The organism is Candidatus Acidianus copahuensis (assembly GCF_000632495.1).
GTDB lineage: Archaea > Thermoproteota > Thermoprotei_A > Sulfolobales > Sulfolobaceae > Acidianus > Acidianus copahuensis.
In genome coordinates this window covers 1-18,317 of record NZ_JFZT01000001.1, presented here as the reverse complement: position 1 = coordinate 18,317, position 18,317 = coordinate 1, and the positions used below count along the sequence as shown (strand labels likewise).

The following is an 18,317-nucleotide window of genomic DNA, read 5'->3' as shown; positions in this document are numbered from 1 at the left end:
TTTCCTTCGTTGAGGAAGAATTTATTCGTGATCTCAGCTGAACTATCATTGTAAAACAAGTATGGATGAAGTAACCAATTTATCCTCTTCCCTCTTCCTTCAACTTTTATTTTGATGTTACTTTTTGAGGATATCTTAGTAAAAGCTTGATCTTCTACGATAATGTTTCCTTCTGATTCAACTTGAATCTCTAGGTAGTCATTATGGGCTAAAACCTCTGATGGATTAGCTATCATGATCGTCTCCCCAAATAGAAAAGCATTAAGTGGACCTTCTCTTTCTATTATTCCGTTAGTTCTCACTCTCAGTTTCCCTATCAAGCCCAACATCTCCTAAGAACGTTTTTATTAGATCTTCAAGACCTTCTCCTGTTTTTAGGCTTATGAAAGTAAATGGCTTTCCATTTCTTACCTTTATTGCATCCTCCTTCATTTTCTTTAGGTTAGCTCCAACGTATTCAGCTAAATCTATTTTATTTATTATTAGCAGATCGCTCTCAAATATTCCAAGTCCTCCCTTACCCGGATATTTATCACCAGCTGAGGTATCTAGCACGAAAATTGTATAATCAGCTAGTCTAGGACTAAAAGTTGACATAACGTTATCCCCTCCGCTTTCTAAAAAGATAAAGTCAAAATTTTTTCTAGAAGTTAGCTTATTTAATGCCATAACGTTAAGTGAGGGATCTTCCCTTATTGCAGTATGAGGGCAACCTCCCGTAACAATACCTATTAAGTTCTCTTTGGGTAATATCTTTTTTTCCTCTACTAATTTTCTGTAGATAGTCAAGGCATCATGTTGTGAAATTACGTCGTTTGTTATTATCCCAACAGAAAATCCAAAGGAGATTAGCATTTCTGTCATTCTCTCAATGAGGGTTGTTTTGCCTGATCCTACAGGACCTAGTACGCCTACTCTGATCAAGAGGAAAACACCTTTGGTTCCCTAATCTGATGTTTTCTTGACATGTAATCTAGAACTGGAGAGAACGGAGAGAACTCATCTGCTATTTTGAACTCCTCCATTAATGAATAAATTAGCTTTTGTCCATTAATGTAATCCATAGATCCTAGTCTAACGGCCGAGAACACCATTTGAGCAAGTTCAGAATAAGCTAATCCTTTTAGGCAAGTGTCTACGTCAATATCCATACACTTACACGTCTGAGCTACTGTTACAGGATAAGTTCCTATTTCTTTATCTTCTAAAACGCCATTTAGGTAATCGTTTTGGCATAAACCTAATCTAACTAGTGAAACACCCATAGATCTCGTTGCATCTCTTAATTCTGCAGTTAATTTTGACGCAAACACTAGGGAATCAGCCTTCCTTGGATCTTCGAAAGCAATTCTAGCAGCTGCAACATCTCCCATCAAGACTACGCTTTTAAATGTTGATCTAATGAATTCCTTTACATCTAATCCGGAATAGTAAGCCTCTTCTACGCCATTAGAAAAATTGAAAGAACCTATTGGAAGAGCGCTATCGAATAACTGAAATATTCTAACGCTGACCAAAGTCTAGCACCACACTGTAGGGAATTGGTAGTTCAATGTTTGGCATGAACTTTGTTTTAACCTTTTGAGCATTAAACTCTGATAACCTTTCCATAAGAGTTGGAACAGCCATAGCGTAAACTTTTCTTTCCTTTATCATTACCCTAGAGTGAAAGTTGCCTATTATATAGCCTAAAGTAAAGGATAACTCATCCCTTATTGGAAGGCTTATGACTTCCTCTTCCTTTAATCTTACTCTAAATCTTCTTCCATCCTCAGCAATAACTATATCCCCATCCCTCAAATCCTTTACATCTATAAAGAGAACTTCTTCCATGACTTTAACCCTGCACTTTCCAGAATCCAGACATTCCCAGCCCACATCTATTATACCGTCTACACTTCTTCCTTCTTCGTTATCTTTCTTAGTTACTCTCATTTTATCACCTAGAACATGAAGTAAAGTCTAGTTAGAGGTAGTTCTCTTGAAGGAGGAACTTGTGGTTTTACGCCGTTAATTGTTACTTCATAAGTGTCTGGATTGACTTCAATCTTTGGTAAAGCGTTGTTTCTTATCATATCCTTCTTCCCTAGTTTTCTAGTTCCTGAAACTGGTAAAACTCTTCTCCTTACCACTTTTGATGCGTTTTCTACACCTTCTTGGGAAGTAAACATAAAGGAAGTTACCTTAGTGTAATAACCGAACATTGGTTTATAAAGTACAGGCTGAGAGTATGCTATTGATGCGTTAGTATCTCCCATTAGTGCCCAAGCAATTGCCCCACCTTTTATAACCATATATGGCTTTACCGGAAAGAATTTAGGATCCCAAAGAACTATGTCAGCTATTTTACCTGGAGATATTGACCCAACATAGTTCGATATTCCGTGGGTTATAGCTGGATTTATTGTAATTTTAGCCAAGTACATTAAAGGCCTCTCATTTCCATCCCCTCCATTAATACCCTTCATTTTATGTGCAAGCTGAAATGTTCTAATCCCTGTCTCTCCAACTCTTCCCATAGCTTGAGAGTCAGAAGACATCATGCTAATTCCACCTATGTCATGTAGGTAATCCTCGGCTGCCATTGTTTCCTCTCTTATCCTTGACTCAGCGTAAGCAACATCTTCCTTAACTTTTGGGTTTAAGTGATGGACTGCCATGAGCATCTCCAGGTGTTCATCGTATGTGTGTATAGTGTAAGGTTTAGTTGGATTAGTAGAGGAGGGAAGTACGTTGGGTTCTCCCGATATTCTTATAATATCTGGAGCATGACCACCTCCTGCTCCTTCAACGTGATAAGCGTGAATGGTTCTTCCTCCGATCGCATTTAACGTATCCTCTAGGTATCCACTTTCGTTTGAGGTATCTGTGTGGAGGGTTACTTGAACGTCATGTTCATCAGCAACTGATAAGGTTTCATCCAACACCCTTGGCATAGCACCCCAATCCTCATGAACTTTGAAGCCTGAAGCACCAGCAATAAGATCATTTTCCATAGGTTCTCTTGAAGATGATCCCTTAGAGGTTAGAGCAAAGTTTATTGGAAAGTTATCAAGAGCTTCCATAACAACCCTTAAGTTCCAAGGGCCTGGTGTAACAGTCGTTGCCTTAGTGCCCTCTGCAGGACCAGTTCCTCCACCAATTAGTGTAGTGAAGCCTGCGGAGATCGCATCAAATACTTGCTGTGGCGCCACCCAGTGAACATGGCTATCTATGAAACCTGGAGTTGCTATTAATCCTTCACCGGATATTATCTCAGTCCCTGAACCTAGAACAAAGTCAATCCCATCCATTGTAAAAGGGTTACCACCATGTCCTATTCCTACCACTATTCCATCTTTAATTCCTATGTCAGCCTTAACCACGCCAAGTAAGGGATCAAAAATCACTACGTTCGTTATTATAGTATCCATTGATTCCTCTCCTTCAGCTGATGGGGAAAGTCCTAACCCATCTCTTGCCGTTTTTCCCGCTCCAAAGACTAGTTCATCACCGTGAAGTATTAAATCCTTTTCTACTGTAATGTATAAACTAGTGTCACCTAATCTAATCCGATCACCTACCGTTGGTCCGTAAAGTTCGAGGTATCTTTTTCTACTTATCTTCAAGAGAAATCTCTCTCCTTTGCTCTTCTTATAGCTTGTTCCTTATTGTGATTTAGGGAACCTTCAGTTAAGCCATTAAGACCTGTAACCCTTCTATTTCCTCCTATGTTCCTCAGCTTTACAACTTTTTTTTCTCCTGGTTCAAACCTTATCGATGTCCCAGCTGGTATATCTAGCCTTTTTCCAAACGCTTTTTCCCTGTTAAACCTTAGTGTTCTATTTACCTCGAAGAAGTGGAAATGGGATCCAACCTGAACTGGTCTATCTCCTATGTTGTCAACTTCAATTTCCTCTTCTCCCTTATCATCTCCCCCTAAATCAACTTCTTCGTCTTTAACAACGAAAGTGTCTAACGTTTTACTAGACTTAATTGGCTTCCTTATGGTAACTAGTTTTGTTCCATCAGGAAACGTAGCCTCAACCTGAACTATATCAATCAAGTCTGGAACTCCATCCATGACGTCTTCTTCACTTAAGACTGTTTGGGCTCCAGTTATGATCTCCTTCATGGTTTTTCCTTCTCTAGCTGATTCAAGAATGTAGTCAATGAGAATTGCATATGCCTCTTCGAAATTCAGCTTTAACCCTTTTGATTTACGTCTTTTAGCTAATTCAGCTGCCCATGAGATTAGGAGTTTTTCCTGCTCCCTTGGAGAAAGATACATAATAGAATTTACATTATCACTGATAATAAAGTTTGAGAAAAGATAGTGAAAAGTTTTTATAAAATATTCTTTTCAAAATCCCTTTTATTTAAAAGATATAAAATAAGACGGGATTAAATTAAAAATTTTTCATAACACAATAGATTCACATGAGATAGAGAAACTATTTAAATTTTGTACTAATACTACGAGAGTTTTCCTCATAGTTCTTATTTTTCGTTCAATTTATTCACTGTTAATTTAGCATCTATACTAATCAAAAATAGGGTATATTTATTTTTACATTTTCTAAATATAGCTTATGGACTCTCCTAAGGATCATATATTTGTAACTTGGAGAAAGCAGAAAGGTTGGGAGCCAGTAAACATCGTTAAGGCATCCGGCTCCTATTTTTACGATTCCAATGGGAAGAAATATTTGGATTTTAGTTCCCAGTTAGTAAACGTAAATCTAGGATATCAAAATAAGGCGGTAATAGATGCAATAAAGGAACAACTTGACACTCTTCAGTATATATCCCCTTCATTTTTGACTACTGCAAGGGAAAGGGCTACTTCCTCTTTACTTAAGATAATGCCTAAAAACTTAACCAAATTTTTCTATTCTACTTCAGGTACTGAGGCAAATGAGGCAGCTATAAAGATATCAAGGCTTTATAAGTCTCCTTCTTATAAGGTCATTTCAAGATATAGATCTTATCATGGATCTACATTAGCCTCAATGTCGATAACAGGGGATTATAGGCGATGGTTTATTGAACCAAACGCTATGCAAGGAGTAGTGAGAGTTCCAGAACCTTACTGCTTTAGATGTCCTTTGAAGTTGAAGTATCCAGAATGCGGTGTGGCATGTGCAAATTACGTTGAATATGCAATTAAACAAGAGCAGAATGTAGCCTCAATGATAGTTGAACCAATAACTGGTACAAACGGTGTTGTAGTCCCCCCTAAGGAATACCTTCCCCTCATTAGAAAAATAACAAAGGAGAATAACGTTCTTTTAATAGCTGACGAAGTGATGACTGGATGGGGTAGAACTGGAGAATGGTTTGCTGTGGAACATTGGGGAATAAGTCCAGATATCCTTACAACTGCAAAAGGGGCTTCCTCCTCCTACGTGCCTGTAGGGATAACTGCATTTTCAAAAGAAATAGCTGACTTCTTTGAAGATCGAGTATTCGCGCATGGTCATACATTTGAGGCACATCCAGTTTCGTTATCGGCAATACCAGCGGTTGTAGAAGAGTATGAAAGATTAAACCTCTTATCTAAGGTTAAATTAATGGGTGACTATCTAGGTAAAAGATTATTGGAGCTAAAGGAAAGACACGTGAGCGTAGGAGACGTAAGAGGTATTGGACTTTTCTGGGCAATTGAGTTAGTTAAGGATAAAATGAATAATCCTTTTGGAGATTATCTCGATAAGTATACTGGAAAGTCTACTACCGTAGATCTTCTTGCAAAAAGGCTTTTAGAGATGGGTACATATGTTTTTAATGGTGCATCATGGTTAGTTATCTCTCCTCCTCTAATCATTACGAAAGAGGAAATTGATGAAGGAGTTGATAATTTAGATAAGGCATTGAAGTTAACGGATGATGAATTTTTAAAGTAATGCTTTTTTACCTAAGTTATTAAAGAATTCATGGATGAGTGGTTAGCAATAGCTTTTTCAGATCAGTTAAAGGAAGGAGATTTTCGCGGAGTAGAAGTGCTGGGAAAAGAAATTCTCATAGGAAGATCTAGGGAGATTTTTGCACTTGACAATAGATGTCCTCATAGAGGGGGAAAACTTTCTTCAGGGAGGATGAAAGACGCGAGAATTGTCTGTCCGTATCATGGATGGGAATATGACATCAACGGTAGACTTTCCATAATTCCTTCAACTAGACTTAAACCTCCTGGAATTTCATTGAGGAGATACGAGATTAAAGAAAGCTTAGGTATTATTTGGATAAAGATTGGAAACCCTATCTATGACGTCTCGTCTTTTTTCCCTGAGTATACTAACTCCAACTTTAGGAAAATATCGTGTGGCCCTTATATCTTTAAGAACAGCGCTCCAAGGGTTGTTGAGAACTTAATAGACGTCTCTCACTTTCCGTACGTTCATTCTGGTCTATTAGGAGATCTAAGGTTTACAGAAGTTCCTGATTATGATGTACAACTAGGAAAGGAAGGAGTTATAGCTGACAATATAAAGGTTTGGCAACCTAATCCTGATGGATTGATCCAAGGTAAATGGGTAACTTACAAATATAAGGTTCCTAGACCATTTTTAGTCTACTTTTCTAAAAATGATTCTAGTAAAATTTTCTCAATGTTCTTCTCTGTCACTCCAATATCCGAAGATGAGAGTTTAGTCTTAGCTTTTATCGCAATGAATTACGCATATGACGTTCCAGAAGAAAAGATAAGGGGTTTTGAAGATGAAGTCATGAAGCAAGATATGAAAGTACTTGAAGATGAAGAACCAAAATACCTTCCATTAGATCTAAAGAAGGAAATTCATTGTCCAGCAGACAAAGCGTCTATCTATTATAGAACATGGTTAAAAGAGTTAGGAATTGACTGTTGTGTAAAATGAGGTAAATACTGTCATTATAAAATTAAAATACTAACTTTCCTGGATTCATGTAATCCTCTGGATCTACGGTTCTCTTGAACTCAACAATCTTTTTCAATCTATCCTCCTCAACTCTGTCGTTTATCCTAAATGAGTGTAAGTTGAACGTCTTTCCATCAATTTTGGGTTCCTCTGTGTAACCTAAAATATAGGTATGAGAAAAAAGCCTTCCTGAAGATCTTGCAAAATCACACTCCACCATGTAGTCGGATCCCTCTAGTGACTCAAGCGAGTATACGTCAAGATCTATGGACATATATGAGGTCTTCTCCCTGTTCACTAAGGTAAAATAAGAGCCTGCAAACGTTGTAACTATATCCTTTGAGGATATCTCTTTACCTTCATCCCTGCTCCCAATAAAAACGTTCCACTTCCCCCAGTTCGTATCTTCTCCCTTAAGGGAAGAAATCTCGCTCGCCATCTTGTTATTCCTTATAGTAATCATTTCTGCCTCATCAACGTTATTTAACGCTACGTCAATGGCCTCCTTAAGAGTAGAGACTTTAAACTCTTTGATCTTCACTTCCTCTTTCTTTACTAGTTTCATCCAAATTCTTGTTATTATACCTACTGTTCCAGCTGACTGCGCAACCTTCTTAACATCTTCCCCTTCTAGGAGAAAATCTCCTTTTGGCGTAATTACCTCAACTTTGGTAATATTGTCCCACATAGCACCATACTTGAGTGAACCTATCCCGAGAGAACCCCCTCCTACATAACCCCCTATAGTAGCAGTAGCGTAGCTTGTGGGATATACAGGGATCAAAGATAGATCTAACTGGGAAAATTCTGTCCCTGGACTAGCCGAGAGAACCCCTCCTTCTATCTTAAAGTCACTCATTGTGGGTAATACAACTATTGACTCGTCTTTTACTGGCATTGCTCCACCTAAAGTATTTGTTCCTCTTCCTCTTTCAACTATTCTAAAATGATAGTCTGACTGCAATTCAATGAACTCCTTTACCTCTTCCTTATTATCTAACCATACAACTGCGTCAGGTAACTTCCTGTGTTTTAAGATTTGAGGAGAGAGAGCGCCCCAGTCATACGAGTATTTTTCTCTCGTATTATAATCTATACCTGTTCTAAACCTCTTTACTAATTCAGAAAGGATTTCCACGCTCTTTTATTTACCATAAATAATACTTAAAGATTATTCAAATTAGGCTTAAAAGATATCTGAAATATCCCTTTTAATTCTAATATATTTTTATATGATCTTCTAAAAGTAGAGTAAACAATTTAACTACTTTTTAATGGAGGGAAGAACTATCCAGTCAAAATTGTACTTGCCTTTACTTTATATTTCATCACTATGCCCTTTATTTCCCTTGATATTACTATTAGCCCAAATCTCAATATTCCTTCATATGCTTGACTGCCTGGATTAACCACTATAGTTTTCCCAACCTTATCGGTTGCTGGGGATTCGTGAATATGGCCATGTAATCCGAGAAGTGGAGAAAACCTGTCCTCTAAATCATATACTGATTTGGAACCAACGTGTCTTCTCTCACCATCAATAATTGCTAAGTCAAGCTTTGTACCGTAAGGAGGGGCATGAAAGTTAAGTATTACTCTAGATGGATCAACTTGAGATAACATATCTCTACCCTTAATATATATGTCAGAATCAGGAACTTCCCTATAGCTGTTGAAAGGTGTAGGGTTAACGTATCCATAACTGAGAAGGTATAAGGAGTTAGACGTTCCGTCCATTTCGAGTATACCCTCAGTTTCTATTCCCTTACTTTTGAGTATTTCGTCTACAAATTGTGGATCATCATTACCTATGCTCCAAAACACTCTTATCTTACTGTCCTTAAGTTTTTCATCCATTAAGTTAATCCACTTAGTTAACTGTGTCTCTACTTTCTCTCTATATATTTTCTGAAACGCTTCTTCAGACTTAAAGACTTCAAGTTCGTTACGATCCCCTGTAACCATATATGCTCCTATTATGCTTGCTTCTTCTGAAACTTCCTCTAATTTTGTTTCTTTTCCATCTAAAAGGTATTTTCCATTCTCCCTTTCAACAAAAAGGAATTTTTTTGCTGTTATATCTCCCCCTATTATAAGGTAGTCCACTCCATATAATTTGGACGCGTTTAGTGCTTTTCTATATGTCCTTTCGGAACCATGAAGGTCTGTAACAAACATTATTTTTATATCCTTAACCATTCCGAAGAATTTTTTACTCTTTAGAATAAAAGCTATTTGTAATTATTATTTAAAAGTTTTTATCACATGTCCTTATTTTATATGTTGTCCATAAAAACGATCTAAAGAATAGAGACAGAAATGAGAGATTTTTTAGTGAATTCATGAAATTTGTAGTCTAAGGAAAACAATTAGCCATAGCTATTTTAAGGGAAAGATCTAATCCAGAAATAGTAAATTCTAAAAAAAAAGCTTAGTCTGGCGGAATCTCCTTGAAAATATTGCTTATATCTACTCCTTTTCTGGAATTTATCAATTTTGCTACATAATATATTAAAGCTCCAATAACAAATGAACCGACTACAAATCCTAGAGTTATTGGGTTTGGCGCGCCATTGGGCTCAGAGAAACTAAATACTGGATTTGTAACAGCCTCATAAGTAAGGAAAATGAAGTACACAACTTCAAAGACTGACGCTGCTAAAAGCGGGACAGACTTATTCTTAAAGCCATATATTCCCCCAGCAACGCTTACCGTCATGAAGTATATCATTCCAATTACTATTGCTCCATAAAGCGCTGTTGCTCCATTATATGAAACCACTGGAAGGATTAAAAAGGCTAAGGTCAAGCCTAAGTCAAATAGGTGTGTATAGACTGGAGAACCTCCTTTACTTAACCTAGTAAATATCTCTGGGAACACTCTATCAAAACTCATTGCGAAAATATATCTTGAGAAGACTATAACTCCATAAGCCAATATAGCGAATTCCCACGCCATAAGACCCAAACCAATGATCCATTGAAGTAGTGGATTGCTGGTAAGGGCTATAGCCACTGTCCAGAAAGTATAAGTAAATCCGTTGTTTATAAACTCGTAATTAGTGAATGCGTAACCTCCAGCTGCGTAAAGTAGACCGAACCCTGTAATGACCAAGAAACCAGTGAGCAGGAGTGGAACTAATACTCCCATTTTTACGTAATTTACTTTCTTAACTTCAGAGGCTACTGCAGGAGTTGCTTGCATCCACGGATAAGTGAATATCGCTAAAAGTGGGAGAATAAGTAAAGTCGATATAAAACTAAAAGGTGTAATGCTTGAGGCAAATCCAGGTGGAGGAGCTATTTTCATGTAATGAAGGAAGGGAGATATCGAGGTAGAGAAGTGTGGTATATTTATGCCTATAACTATCATAGCAACGAAGGTAGTTATCAAAGACACTATAGTCCCTATCGTTACTAACATATATCCCCATTTTGCTTTAAATATGTTGAAAGCTATTATGAACGCAAAGAGTAATCCGCCTAAGAGGTAGGAATAAATTGAACTAGAAATAGTGTTTGATAAGCTAACTAGCGAAGATATCCCATCCATCGTCCCTATTGTAGTTAAAACTTCACTAACTGCTGATGAGAAGAAGAAGGCTGTTAAAGCAAAAAATGCAGTGGACTCTATCATTAAAGCGAATGCCATTACTATCCCTAAAGGCCCATTGAGAAGCCTAGATATCCAAACGTAATCTCCTCCAGTTCTGTGTATCCTTCCTGTTAGGTACATGTAAATATAAGCTTGAGGGAGAGTAAATACTAAACCTAATATCGCGGCTAACCAAACAATTCCTCCTTGTGAAATGTATGGAGAAATACTGTTGAACAGAGCTACGCCAGCTGACATATTTCCTAAGTTCAGCATTATAGAGTCTAAAATACCCACTTCCTTGGAGAGACCTGAACTTTCCCTTACAAATAGATTTCTACTCATTTCAAGAGCAATCTAAATGATCTGTTATTAAGATTTTTTATGAAATAGATTAAAAAGTTTCTAGGACAAATACTTCTCATTTAGGTGGTATTATTAAAAATGTCTAAAATATCAGGGAAGTATTAACCGCAATATTCAGTAATCACTAGCTTAAATGAAAGAGAGAGAAGATTAAAACTAAATTCTAGGACTTTGAGTTCCTTTACTTCCTTTTATTTCCCCCTCTTCATAAACTAGTTCTCCTCTAAGGTAAGTCCTGTAAACTTTCACATCGAATTCTACTCCCTCGTAAATGGAGTGATCCATCCTACCGTGCCATTGTTTAACCTTGTATTTCTCCCTTTTTAGAAAGACAAGATCAGCGTCTTTTCCTTCCTCTAATCCTTTTCTCTCTAGACCATACAATTCAGCTGGATTAGTTGACGTTATCTTAACTGCTTGGGAAAGGTCAATGAAACCTCTAAAGGCCAACGAGTAAATTGTAGGAACTAAAAATTCAGTTGATGCAACTCCATTTGGTACTTCAGAGTAACTTGAAGGGCTATCCTTATACTTCGATAAGTAACCTGCATAATCGCTACCTACACTATAAACCTTGTTCAACGATCTAATCAGTTCTAGTCTAGCTTCCTTGCTCCTTAGTGGTGGGCTCATTATGAATCTGAAACCGTCATTCCTTTTATACATTGACTCATCGAAAACAAGGTAATGAGGACATGTCTCCGCTTTAATTTTACCACCTTTTCTTGACCATTCATCTATTATCTTCAAAGAATTTGGTGAAGATATGTGAACAACATATGATTTTACATTTGTAAAATAGGAAATAACTGAAAATCTATTTACCGCCTCCTCTTCAACTTCTGGAGGTCTGCTCATCGCATGAAACAACGCATCTTTTCCGTTGAATCTTTGCTTTAGGTATTCAATTATATCCCCATTTTCTGCATGAACAGCAAGTACTCCACCTAGCCTTTTAACTTCCTCCGCAATGGATATAATCTCGCTATCAGATGACATCATATTCTTATAAGCCATAAATATCTTAAAGCTTCTAATATTCATAGAAAATGCCTTTTCTATATCTTCTTTCTTCGTAGATCCCCTTACTATCAAGTGAAATCCGAAATCTGCCTTAGAAGTAGATGAGGCTAATTCAACCTCTTCTTTCATTTGGGTAGAGTCTCCCTCAATGAAGTTTAAGTAAGTAGTTATTCCGCCTGATAGAGCGACTTCGCTTCCAGACAAATAATCATCTGCAGTAGGAATTACTTCTTTTGCTCCTAAAAATCTCGAATTAAAATGAGTATGCCCATCTATTGCTCCTGGAATTACCAGGAACTCTGAAGAATCTAAAGTTGATTTGCCTATAGTTGAAATTTCCTTGGATATTTTTACTACTTTTCCTTCTTCAACTAAAATATCAACTTCTTCAATTCCCTTTGGTGTTCCAAGTTTAACGTTTTTGAAAAGCATTTCTTTCTCACTCAGGTGGTATTTCTTTGAATAATAACTCGAGATCTATTCCTTCTCTTTTTCTTGTAAATTTACTAGTTAAGAATGTTATTACTCCAGCTACAGGTATTAAACCGATTACAAGATAATTTATCATAGGAATTCCAATTACCATTGAAGCGTACAAACTATTTATAGTTGCGTACCATAAAGCGAAGAAAGTTGCCATAATAAGGATCGCTGAACCTAAACCCCCATAAAAGATCAGTTTTCTTCTTTCTTCTTTCTTAAGGTCAACTCCTGTAATCCCTCTAATACCTCCAACTAAAGCGGAGATTGTTGCAAGTAAGAATTGGTAAAGAAATAGAATTCCTATTAATACAATTACCGATACTTCGAATCCAAGGAATTGAGTAGCATATTCATAAAACATGCTCATAGCAAGGACAATAGATGATGCCAATAAAGGAGTGTGTAATCTCGGGCTTACATAAGCCAATTTTTCTGGCAAAATTCTATCAAAAGACATAGCTAACATCACTCTGCTTGGAATTGCTAAGCTCAATGGCATAGCAACGAATTGTAAACCTAAGTTTAGGATTGCCATGATTATAGCTAAGGTGGGACTGCTTAATGCAATTATTCCTGCCCAAGCAATATAACCTGAACTTGCTGATAGAGGTATTGAACTTCCCCATCCATTTAAAGATACATAATTAAAGAAAGGTATGCCCATAGAGTATTCGGTGGTAAAAACTAGTCCGAAAATTATTATTGCCGCAACCGCATAGCCCGATACCATTCCTAACTTTAAAGAATTAGACGCTTTCTTATACTCCCCAGCAAAATAAGAAGGAGCAAAGAACCATATGAAAAGCCACATCATCATTAAAATTGCCCAAATTAATGTTTCAAGCGGATTTGCAAGTGGAGAATAATAACTTAGACCATGAGAGTAAAGCGTTTGAAAGCTAGTTTTTGAGATCGAATTAAATGCGTATTCAAAAGTTTTCATACCTTGTGATAATATCCCTACAATAAGTATACCTCCTATTACTTGTAGACTTGCGATTACAAACATAAAGTTAGCCATATGCCTAGGAGGAAGAATGCTAACGATCCACATTAGAAATAGGACTATAGCTGTGGACATAAAGAAAAAGGTTGGGTTAGTAAGCATTTGTGTTCCTAAATTAAGTAGGCCATAGTTGTGCGTCACCATTCCAATTAGTTGTATTGCAGGAGCCAATCCAGCAGATATTTCGATTTGTGAAAGAAGGGCTGCAAGTAAGGGCGTTGAGAAGATATTAGCTATACCTTGAACAGTAGCTGGGATAGGGCCTAGTATTCTGGATATGTATACATATTCTCCAGAGGATCTAGGTATATATTCAGCTAATTTGAGGTATGTAAAAAATATAGGAAGAGCTAGGATAGCTGCTATTACAATTCCAATGTTCCAGTTTGCTGAAGGAAGCGCTGGAGAATATATTAGTGTATAGTAAGCTGAGATAGGTACTATCAATGCTAAAACTTTTCCGAAAGAATGTTTGGCTCCCATTTCTCTAATTAGTCCAGAAGATTCCCTTATGAACAAACCTTTCTTACTCATAAAAAATGATTATTGCCCTTAATCATTATTTAAGCATTTTCTGCGCTATCACTAAAAAAGATTCAATTTACTAGGGAAGAAGTGCTCTTACTGTAGGCTTCACTCCCATTTTTTTCAGCGCTAATAAGAGGCTTGTTGAGTTCTCAGAGAAAACTGGAATTCCTAAAGTCTCCCTTAATCCTACTATAGCCTTATATGTAGTTAAGTTAGTACAGTGTAGGTATAGTGCATCTGCCTCAATAGGATTTCTTATCAATGCTATGAATATCCTCTTGTATTCAACGTTAGAGTACTCAAGACCATTGCTTAACCCCAGATAAGTATAGCCTGGTACTTCTAAACCATTTTCCTCTAAGAACTTAGCTTCTTCTTCCGTTCTTTCAATACCATATGGAGTAAAGAGCCAAACTCTTCTAACTCCCATTTCCTTAAAGTATTCCAAAGCCGCATGTTCTGCAATTACGTAAGGTTTTCCCGTCTCTTCTAGGATTTCTTTTATAACGTTATAGTTCTTATGCGTTCCGTAAGTTCTCTGATAAACTATAACGTCAACTAAATCGGATAATTTATTGATCTCTTCCTTTAGCTCCATTCTGAAAAGTTTCATGTCAGCAGGTTCATGTAGACCTGGAGATACGCTTGGTCTCATTTTCATTCTTGTTGTATATATTCCAACTCCCTTTGGTGAGAGTTTCCAGAAATCATACTCGCTTCCCCCATTATTATCTACTACAATTAAACCTATTCTCTTCACTTTATTTTTCCCTCCATGAATAGCGATGATGCCTCTGAAAGAGTTACGAAATTTGAACCTCTTGTCTTAATGTATTCTAGTAATTTTTTTAGCCTATTTATACTTTGGACTCTACCACTTACGTCTGGATGAATTGTGAGGACAAGGATTCCATTACCTTCTTCACTATATAGATAATCAAAGTGTTCCTTAAACATAACATCATAAACTACGTCTGGATGTGTCCATCCATAGTTGTAGTAAGGATGTTTCATGAACATCTGAGGAGGTAAATCGTCTAGGTACCAAGATATCGGAAACTCTATTATTTTAGTCTTCTCACCAAATTCATAGGGCTTCATCCACTCCTCTGGATCCGTTGCGTAGTCTATTTTAAACCATCTATCTCCTTTTCTCAGAAAGTATGGATGAAACTCTCTTCCCATGAGGCTACTATCGTAAGTAAAGTCTAATTTCTCTAAGTTATCTATGGTCCAAGGAGCCATATCCCACCACGGCTGTCTATTTCCTTTAGGTTTCTCCCCAGTAAGATCTTCAATTAGACCTACGCATTTCTTGAGAATCTTTTCCTCTTTTTCCTTGGTTAACATAAGTGGATTCTCGTGTGAATATCCATGTGTTCCCAGTTCATGTTTAGCCTCTACTACTGAGGTAATCTCTTCCTTAAATGTCTCTAAACTATGTCCTGGAACAAACCACGTGCTCTTTATACCCAGTTTTTCCATTAGATTTAAAAGTCTTGGAACTCCTACTTTCCCTGCGAATTCTCCCCTTGATAGATCGCAAAGGGAGTCCTGTCCTCCATAACTTCCTAGCCACCCAGCTATCGCATCTACATCCACTGTTACGGATACGTATATCATAGAAAAGTAAAAACGTTGGAAGGATTAATGACGTTAATCCCTACTGGAATAAAAACTTGGAGTATTGTCAGGTATAATTTTCTAAAAATTTTAGATTAATGCATTCAAGTAATTGTCAGGAATTAAAAAATTTTTATTTCACTAGAAGGAAAAAAACCAGTATGACGTAAGGAGATAGTCGAAAGATTCGAATTAACGCATTGACTAAAATAACGAAACTTGTAGAGAACACAACTCTTAAACCGTTGAATTTATATTGTATTCTGATTATAGCCTTCACAATATAAGGTAATTTTTGTCTTTATTCATGATTTTAAGAAAATAGGCTTTGTACAACTTTCATATTAATTTTAACTATAGCTTATATATCGTTTAGTGTAGTAAGACACAAAATGGCACAGGAAGAAACATCCGTAAAATTAGATGTGACTGAATATGAACAGGGTAATGTAAATGTTCCAGATAAGTATTATAATCCTAACATAGCTCCATTGCCTAAAGCAGTAAAGACTTGGAATTGGGTAAACTTTACTACGATATGGGCTGGTATGTCACACAACGTAGTTGCCTTTGAACTAGCTGGACTTTTAACTTTCGAATTTGGCGGTCCCTTAGCTCTCTTTATTGTCGCTTTCGCTTATGGCTCACTTCTGATTGCACTTTACCTTAATGGACATATTGGCGCTAAGTGGGGAATCCCATATCCATCTTCTGTTAGGCCAATGTTTGGAATAAGGGGCGCAAGAGTTCCAGTGATAATGAGAGCTATAGTTGCGTTATTCTGGTTTGCCCTTCAAACTTACGTTGGGGGTACGATAATAAATGCCGTAGTTGGAATATTTGATCCTGCATGGACTTCTCTATCTGCAAACGTTGCTGGAATGCCTGAAAACATCGCAATATCTATGTTAATCTTTTGGATATTAAATGTGGCAGTACTCTTTAAGGGAATGAATGAGGTAAAGAACTTCGAGTTAATTGCAGGACCTTTAATAGTTGCGACTCTGGGTGGTCTAATGGTTTACGGAATGTCCCTAGCCCACGGTATTGGACCTCTATTCTCAGTAAAGGGAAGTGTAGATCCAACAGCTTCCAACATAATGTTAGCTATATCTTCTATGGCTGGTGTTTGGGCTACATTGGTTCTTAACATTCCTGACTTCACTAGGTTTTCAAAAACACAAAGGGATCAATTAATAGGTCAAACAATAGGTCTTCCAGTTGTTGTCACTCTCTTCTCCTTTATAGCTGTAGGAATAGTTTCAACAATGATATACCTCTATCATGTTCCTATATCTCAAGCCATAAATTACGTAAATCCAGTTAATATAATGTATCTATTTACTAATAATCCATACTTAGCCCTCTTAATTGGAGTGAGTTTAGTAGTAGCTACTGTCTCAGTTAATGTTGCAGCCAATATAGTCTCTCCGGTTTACGATTTAATCAGTTTAGCACCTAAAAAATTAGGAACTTTGGGAAAAGCATCAATAGTAGCAGCAGTTGTAAGTTTTGCTTATGTGCCTTGGACTTGGTATAACAATGCTGGAACGATAGAGAATATTCTAGGAATAATTGGTTCTGGTTTAGGTTCTATAGCAGGTGTTATGATCGCTCACTACTGGATTCTCCACAAGACAAAAATTAGCTTAGTGGATCTCTTCATGCCTAATGGAAAGTACTGGTATAGTTATGGCTATGGTACTAAAGCTCTAATCTCTATGGCAATAGGTTTCCTGATTCCGGTAATAGGCTATATAATCCCCTCTGTTTCCTTCCTATACGATTACGGATGGTACTTGGCGGTGTTTATAAGTCTAATTCTATATGTTACATTAAACAAACTAGGAAAATAAATATATCTTTTATAATACTAATCTTTTTAATATTTCTATAGAAATATTTTATCTATTTTTATATATATTAAAATTTACAGATAATTTAGAAATTATTTTTCTTAATCTTTTTATCTTAATGAGTGTTAATGGATAGAGAGACCTCATCGTAAAAATAATTACCCCCTCAAAGTATATAAATTCGCTTTCTAGCATCTTCTTTGTATCGTTAAGAGATCGAGTATAACTGACTTAATGAAACGCTATAATACCACCGAGACAGTGATATTAATATATAGACTACAAAATTCGTAACTCCTATATTAGGCTTAAAATAGTCTCCGAGATAGAATTCCTTGTAGTGATAGGGAGATCTGTTGGAGGATAACGCAGGAAGATCTATCGAAAGGTATGGGCAATTTATACATCTCTAACGATACGCTTATATTCCAGAAATTCTAATTAAACTTAATGAAAGTTCTTTCCATTTATAATCATCCAGTAGAAACCCTTGGTACAATTTCAGAATACATTGATGGCATTTCTATACAAGGACAGGATATAAAGGGTAATGAAGAGTTTGACTCGTTAATAATAATGGGAGGGCCACAAAGCGTATATGAATCAGAAAATTATCCGTATATAAGGAAAGAAATGGATCTTGTAAGAAAGGCATATACTAAAGGAAAGAGAGTCCTCGGTATATGCTTAGGTTCACAGATAGCTTCAGAGGCATTAGGAGGTAAAGTGATAAGAGGTCCATATGGATCGGAAATTGGTGTACAAAAGGTAAGAACGATAGGAAAATTTTCCTTTTTAGGAGATGAGATTAAGGTCTTCCAAATGCATAGCGATACTTTTTCTCTCCCTCCAGGAAGTGAACTTTTAGCTTATAGTGAGAAGTACTTTCAGGCCTTTAAAAAAGGGAGTGTCTTAGGAATACAATTTCACGTCGAGGTTACTCCAGAAATTGTGGATAA

The 18,317-nt window shown here is 36.7% G+C and carries 16 protein-coding genes and 1 pseudogene; 4 read left to right on the top strand and 13 right to left on the bottom strand.

The window, feature by feature from the left end:
• The 6 genes and pseudogenes from CM19_RS00085 to CM19_RS00060 form a co-directional block, all read right to left on the bottom strand.
• Positions 1 to 302, bottom strand: a pseudogene (locus CM19_RS00085) (hypothetical protein); the annotation flags it as partial.
• A complete protein-coding gene (gene ureG / locus CM19_RS00080; RefSeq protein WP_048098429.1) occupies positions 292 to 924 on the bottom strand; it encodes an urease accessory protein UreG in 633 nt (210 codons plus the stop codon). The gene ureG and the pseudogene CM19_RS00085, both read right to left, overlap by 11 nt.
• Positions 921 to 1,517, bottom strand: coding sequence for an urease accessory protein UreF (locus CM19_RS00075; RefSeq protein ID WP_048098428.1), 597 nt, complete (start codon positions 1,515 to 1,517; stop codon positions 921 to 923). Before CM19_RS00075 ends, ureG begins: the two co-directional genes overlap by 4 nt.
• Positions 1,504 to 1,935 carry an urease accessory protein UreE gene (locus tag CM19_RS00070; protein ID WP_048098427.1) on the bottom strand — a complete coding sequence of 144 codons (432 nt, stop codon included), beginning with the start codon at positions 1,933 to 1,935 and terminating at the stop codon, positions 1,504 to 1,506. The genes CM19_RS00075 and CM19_RS00070 overlap by 14 nt, the downstream gene beginning before the upstream one ends.
• Before the next feature lie 8 nt (positions 1,936 to 1,943).
• The gene (gene ureC / locus CM19_RS00065) at positions 1,944 to 3,608 is read right to left on the bottom strand and encodes an urease subunit alpha (protein WP_048098426.1); all 1,665 of its coding nucleotides are present in this window, start codon (positions 3,606 to 3,608) and stop codon (positions 1,944 to 1,946) included.
• Positions 3,605 to 4,270: an urease subunit gamma gene (locus CM19_RS00060; protein WP_048098425.1), complete on the bottom strand. Its 666-nt coding sequence runs from the start codon at positions 4,268 to 4,270 to the stop codon at positions 3,605 to 3,607. The genes ureC and CM19_RS00060 overlap by 4 nt, the downstream gene beginning before the upstream one ends.
• Before the next feature lie 301 nt (positions 4,271 to 4,571).
• On the opposite strand from CM19_RS00060, the gene CM19_RS00055 reads away from it, so the two are divergent.
• Together CM19_RS00055 and CM19_RS00050 are read left to right on the top strand one after the other, a co-directional pair.
• The gene (locus CM19_RS00055) at positions 4,572 to 5,885 is read left to right on the top strand and encodes an aminotransferase family protein (RefSeq protein ID WP_048098424.1); all 1,314 of its coding nucleotides are present in this window, start codon (positions 4,572 to 4,574) and stop codon (positions 5,883 to 5,885) included.
• 30 nt (positions 5,886 to 5,915) lie between these two features.
• Complete coding sequence (locus CM19_RS00050; RefSeq protein ID WP_048098423.1) at positions 5,916 to 6,857, top strand: aromatic ring-hydroxylating oxygenase subunit alpha; 942 nt, start codon at positions 5,916 to 5,918, stop codon at positions 6,855 to 6,857.
• A gap of 22 nt (positions 6,858 to 6,879) precedes the next feature.
• On the opposite strand, the gene CM19_RS00045 is transcribed toward CM19_RS00050, so the two are convergent.
• The 7 genes from CM19_RS00045 to CM19_RS00015 all read right to left on the bottom strand — a co-directional run bounded on the left by CM19_RS00045 (position 6,880) and on the right by CM19_RS00015 (position 15,502).
• Positions 6,880 to 8,016 (bottom strand): FAD-binding oxidoreductase, encoded by a 1,137-nt coding sequence (locus CM19_RS00045; RefSeq protein ID WP_048098422.1) that lies wholly within the window; start codon positions 8,014 to 8,016, stop codon positions 6,880 to 6,882.
• Positions 8,017 to 8,165: 149 nt separating this feature from the next.
• Positions 8,166 to 9,077, bottom strand: a complete 912-nt coding sequence (locus CM19_RS00040; RefSeq protein WP_048098421.1) for a metallophosphoesterase family protein — start codon at positions 9,075 to 9,077, stop codon at positions 8,166 to 8,168.
• A 232-nt stretch (positions 9,078 to 9,309) separates the two neighbouring features.
• Positions 9,310 to 10,818 (bottom strand): APC family permease, encoded by a 1,509-nt coding sequence (locus CM19_RS00035; protein ID WP_048098420.1) that lies wholly within the window; start codon positions 10,816 to 10,818, stop codon positions 9,310 to 9,312.
• A gap of 177 nt (positions 10,819 to 10,995) precedes the next feature.
• Positions 10,996 to 12,294 (bottom strand): amidohydrolase family protein, encoded by a 1,299-nt coding sequence (locus tag CM19_RS00030; protein ID WP_048098419.1) that lies wholly within the window; start codon positions 12,292 to 12,294, stop codon positions 10,996 to 10,998.
• Positions 12,295 to 12,301: 7 nt separating this feature from the next.
• On the bottom strand, positions 12,302 to 13,885 hold the full coding sequence (locus tag CM19_RS00025) for an APC family permease (RefSeq protein ID WP_048098418.1): 1,584 nt from the start codon (positions 13,883 to 13,885) through the stop codon (positions 12,302 to 12,304).
• Between the two features lie 70 nt (positions 13,886 to 13,955).
• A complete protein-coding gene (locus CM19_RS00020) occupies positions 13,956 to 14,639 on the bottom strand; it encodes an aspartate racemase/maleate isomerase family protein (protein WP_052349366.1) in 684 nt (227 codons plus the stop codon).
• A complete protein-coding gene (locus CM19_RS00015; RefSeq protein ID WP_048098416.1) occupies positions 14,636 to 15,502 on the bottom strand; it encodes a polysaccharide deacetylase family protein in 867 nt (288 codons plus the stop codon). Before CM19_RS00015 ends, CM19_RS00020 begins: the two co-directional genes overlap by 4 nt.
• Before the next feature lie 392 nt (positions 15,503 to 15,894).
• Between CM19_RS00015 and CM19_RS00010 the strand changes: the two genes are divergently transcribed.
• Positions 15,895 to 17,358 carry a cytosine permease gene (locus CM19_RS00010; protein WP_048098415.1) on the top strand — a complete coding sequence of 488 codons (1,464 nt, stop codon included), beginning with the start codon at positions 15,895 to 15,897 and terminating at the stop codon, positions 17,356 to 17,358.
• Between the two features lie 450 nt (positions 17,359 to 17,808).
• Positions 17,809 to 18,317, top strand: a 509-nt coding sequence (locus tag CM19_RS00005) for a type 1 glutamine amidotransferase (RefSeq protein WP_048098414.1), incomplete at its 3' end; no start/stop codon positions are given.

Bases quoted from the DNA above. Each gene is read 5' to 3' on its own strand.
- CM19_RS00070 (WP_048098427.1), bottom strand. From the start codon at position 1,935: ATGAGAGTAACTAAGAAAGATAACGAAGAAGGAAGAAGTGTAGACGGT.
- CM19_RS00060 (WP_048098425.1), bottom strand. From the start codon at position 4,270: ATGTATCTTTCTCCAAGGGAGCAGGAAAAACTCCTAATCTCATGGGCA.
- CM19_RS00055 (WP_048098424.1), top strand. From the start codon at position 4,572: ATGGACTCTCCTAAGGATCATATATTTGTAACTTGGAGAAAGCAGAAA.
- CM19_RS00050 (WP_048098423.1), top strand. From the start codon at position 5,916: ATGGATGAGTGGTTAGCAATAGCTTTTTCAGATCAGTTAAAGGAAGGA.
- CM19_RS00040 (WP_048098421.1), bottom strand. From the start codon at position 9,077: ATGGTTAAGGATATAAAAATAATGTTTGTTACAGACCTTCATGGTTCC.
- CM19_RS00035 (WP_048098420.1), bottom strand. From the start codon at position 10,818: ATGAGTAGAAATCTATTTGTAAGGGAAAGTTCAGGTCTCTCCAAGGAA.
- CM19_RS00030 (WP_048098419.1), bottom strand. From the start codon at position 12,294: ATGCTTTTCAAAAACGTTAAACTTGGAACACCAAAGGGAATTGAAGAA.
- CM19_RS00025 (WP_048098418.1), bottom strand. From the start codon at position 13,885: ATGAGTAAGAAAGGTTTGTTCATAAGGGAATCTTCTGGACTAATTAGA.
- CM19_RS00015 (WP_048098416.1), bottom strand. From the start codon at position 15,502: ATGATATACGTATCCGTAACAGTGGATGTAGATGCGATAGCTGGGTGG.
- CM19_RS00010 (WP_048098415.1), top strand. From the start codon at position 15,895: ATGGCACAGGAAGAAACATCCGTAAAATTAGATGTGACTGAATATGAA.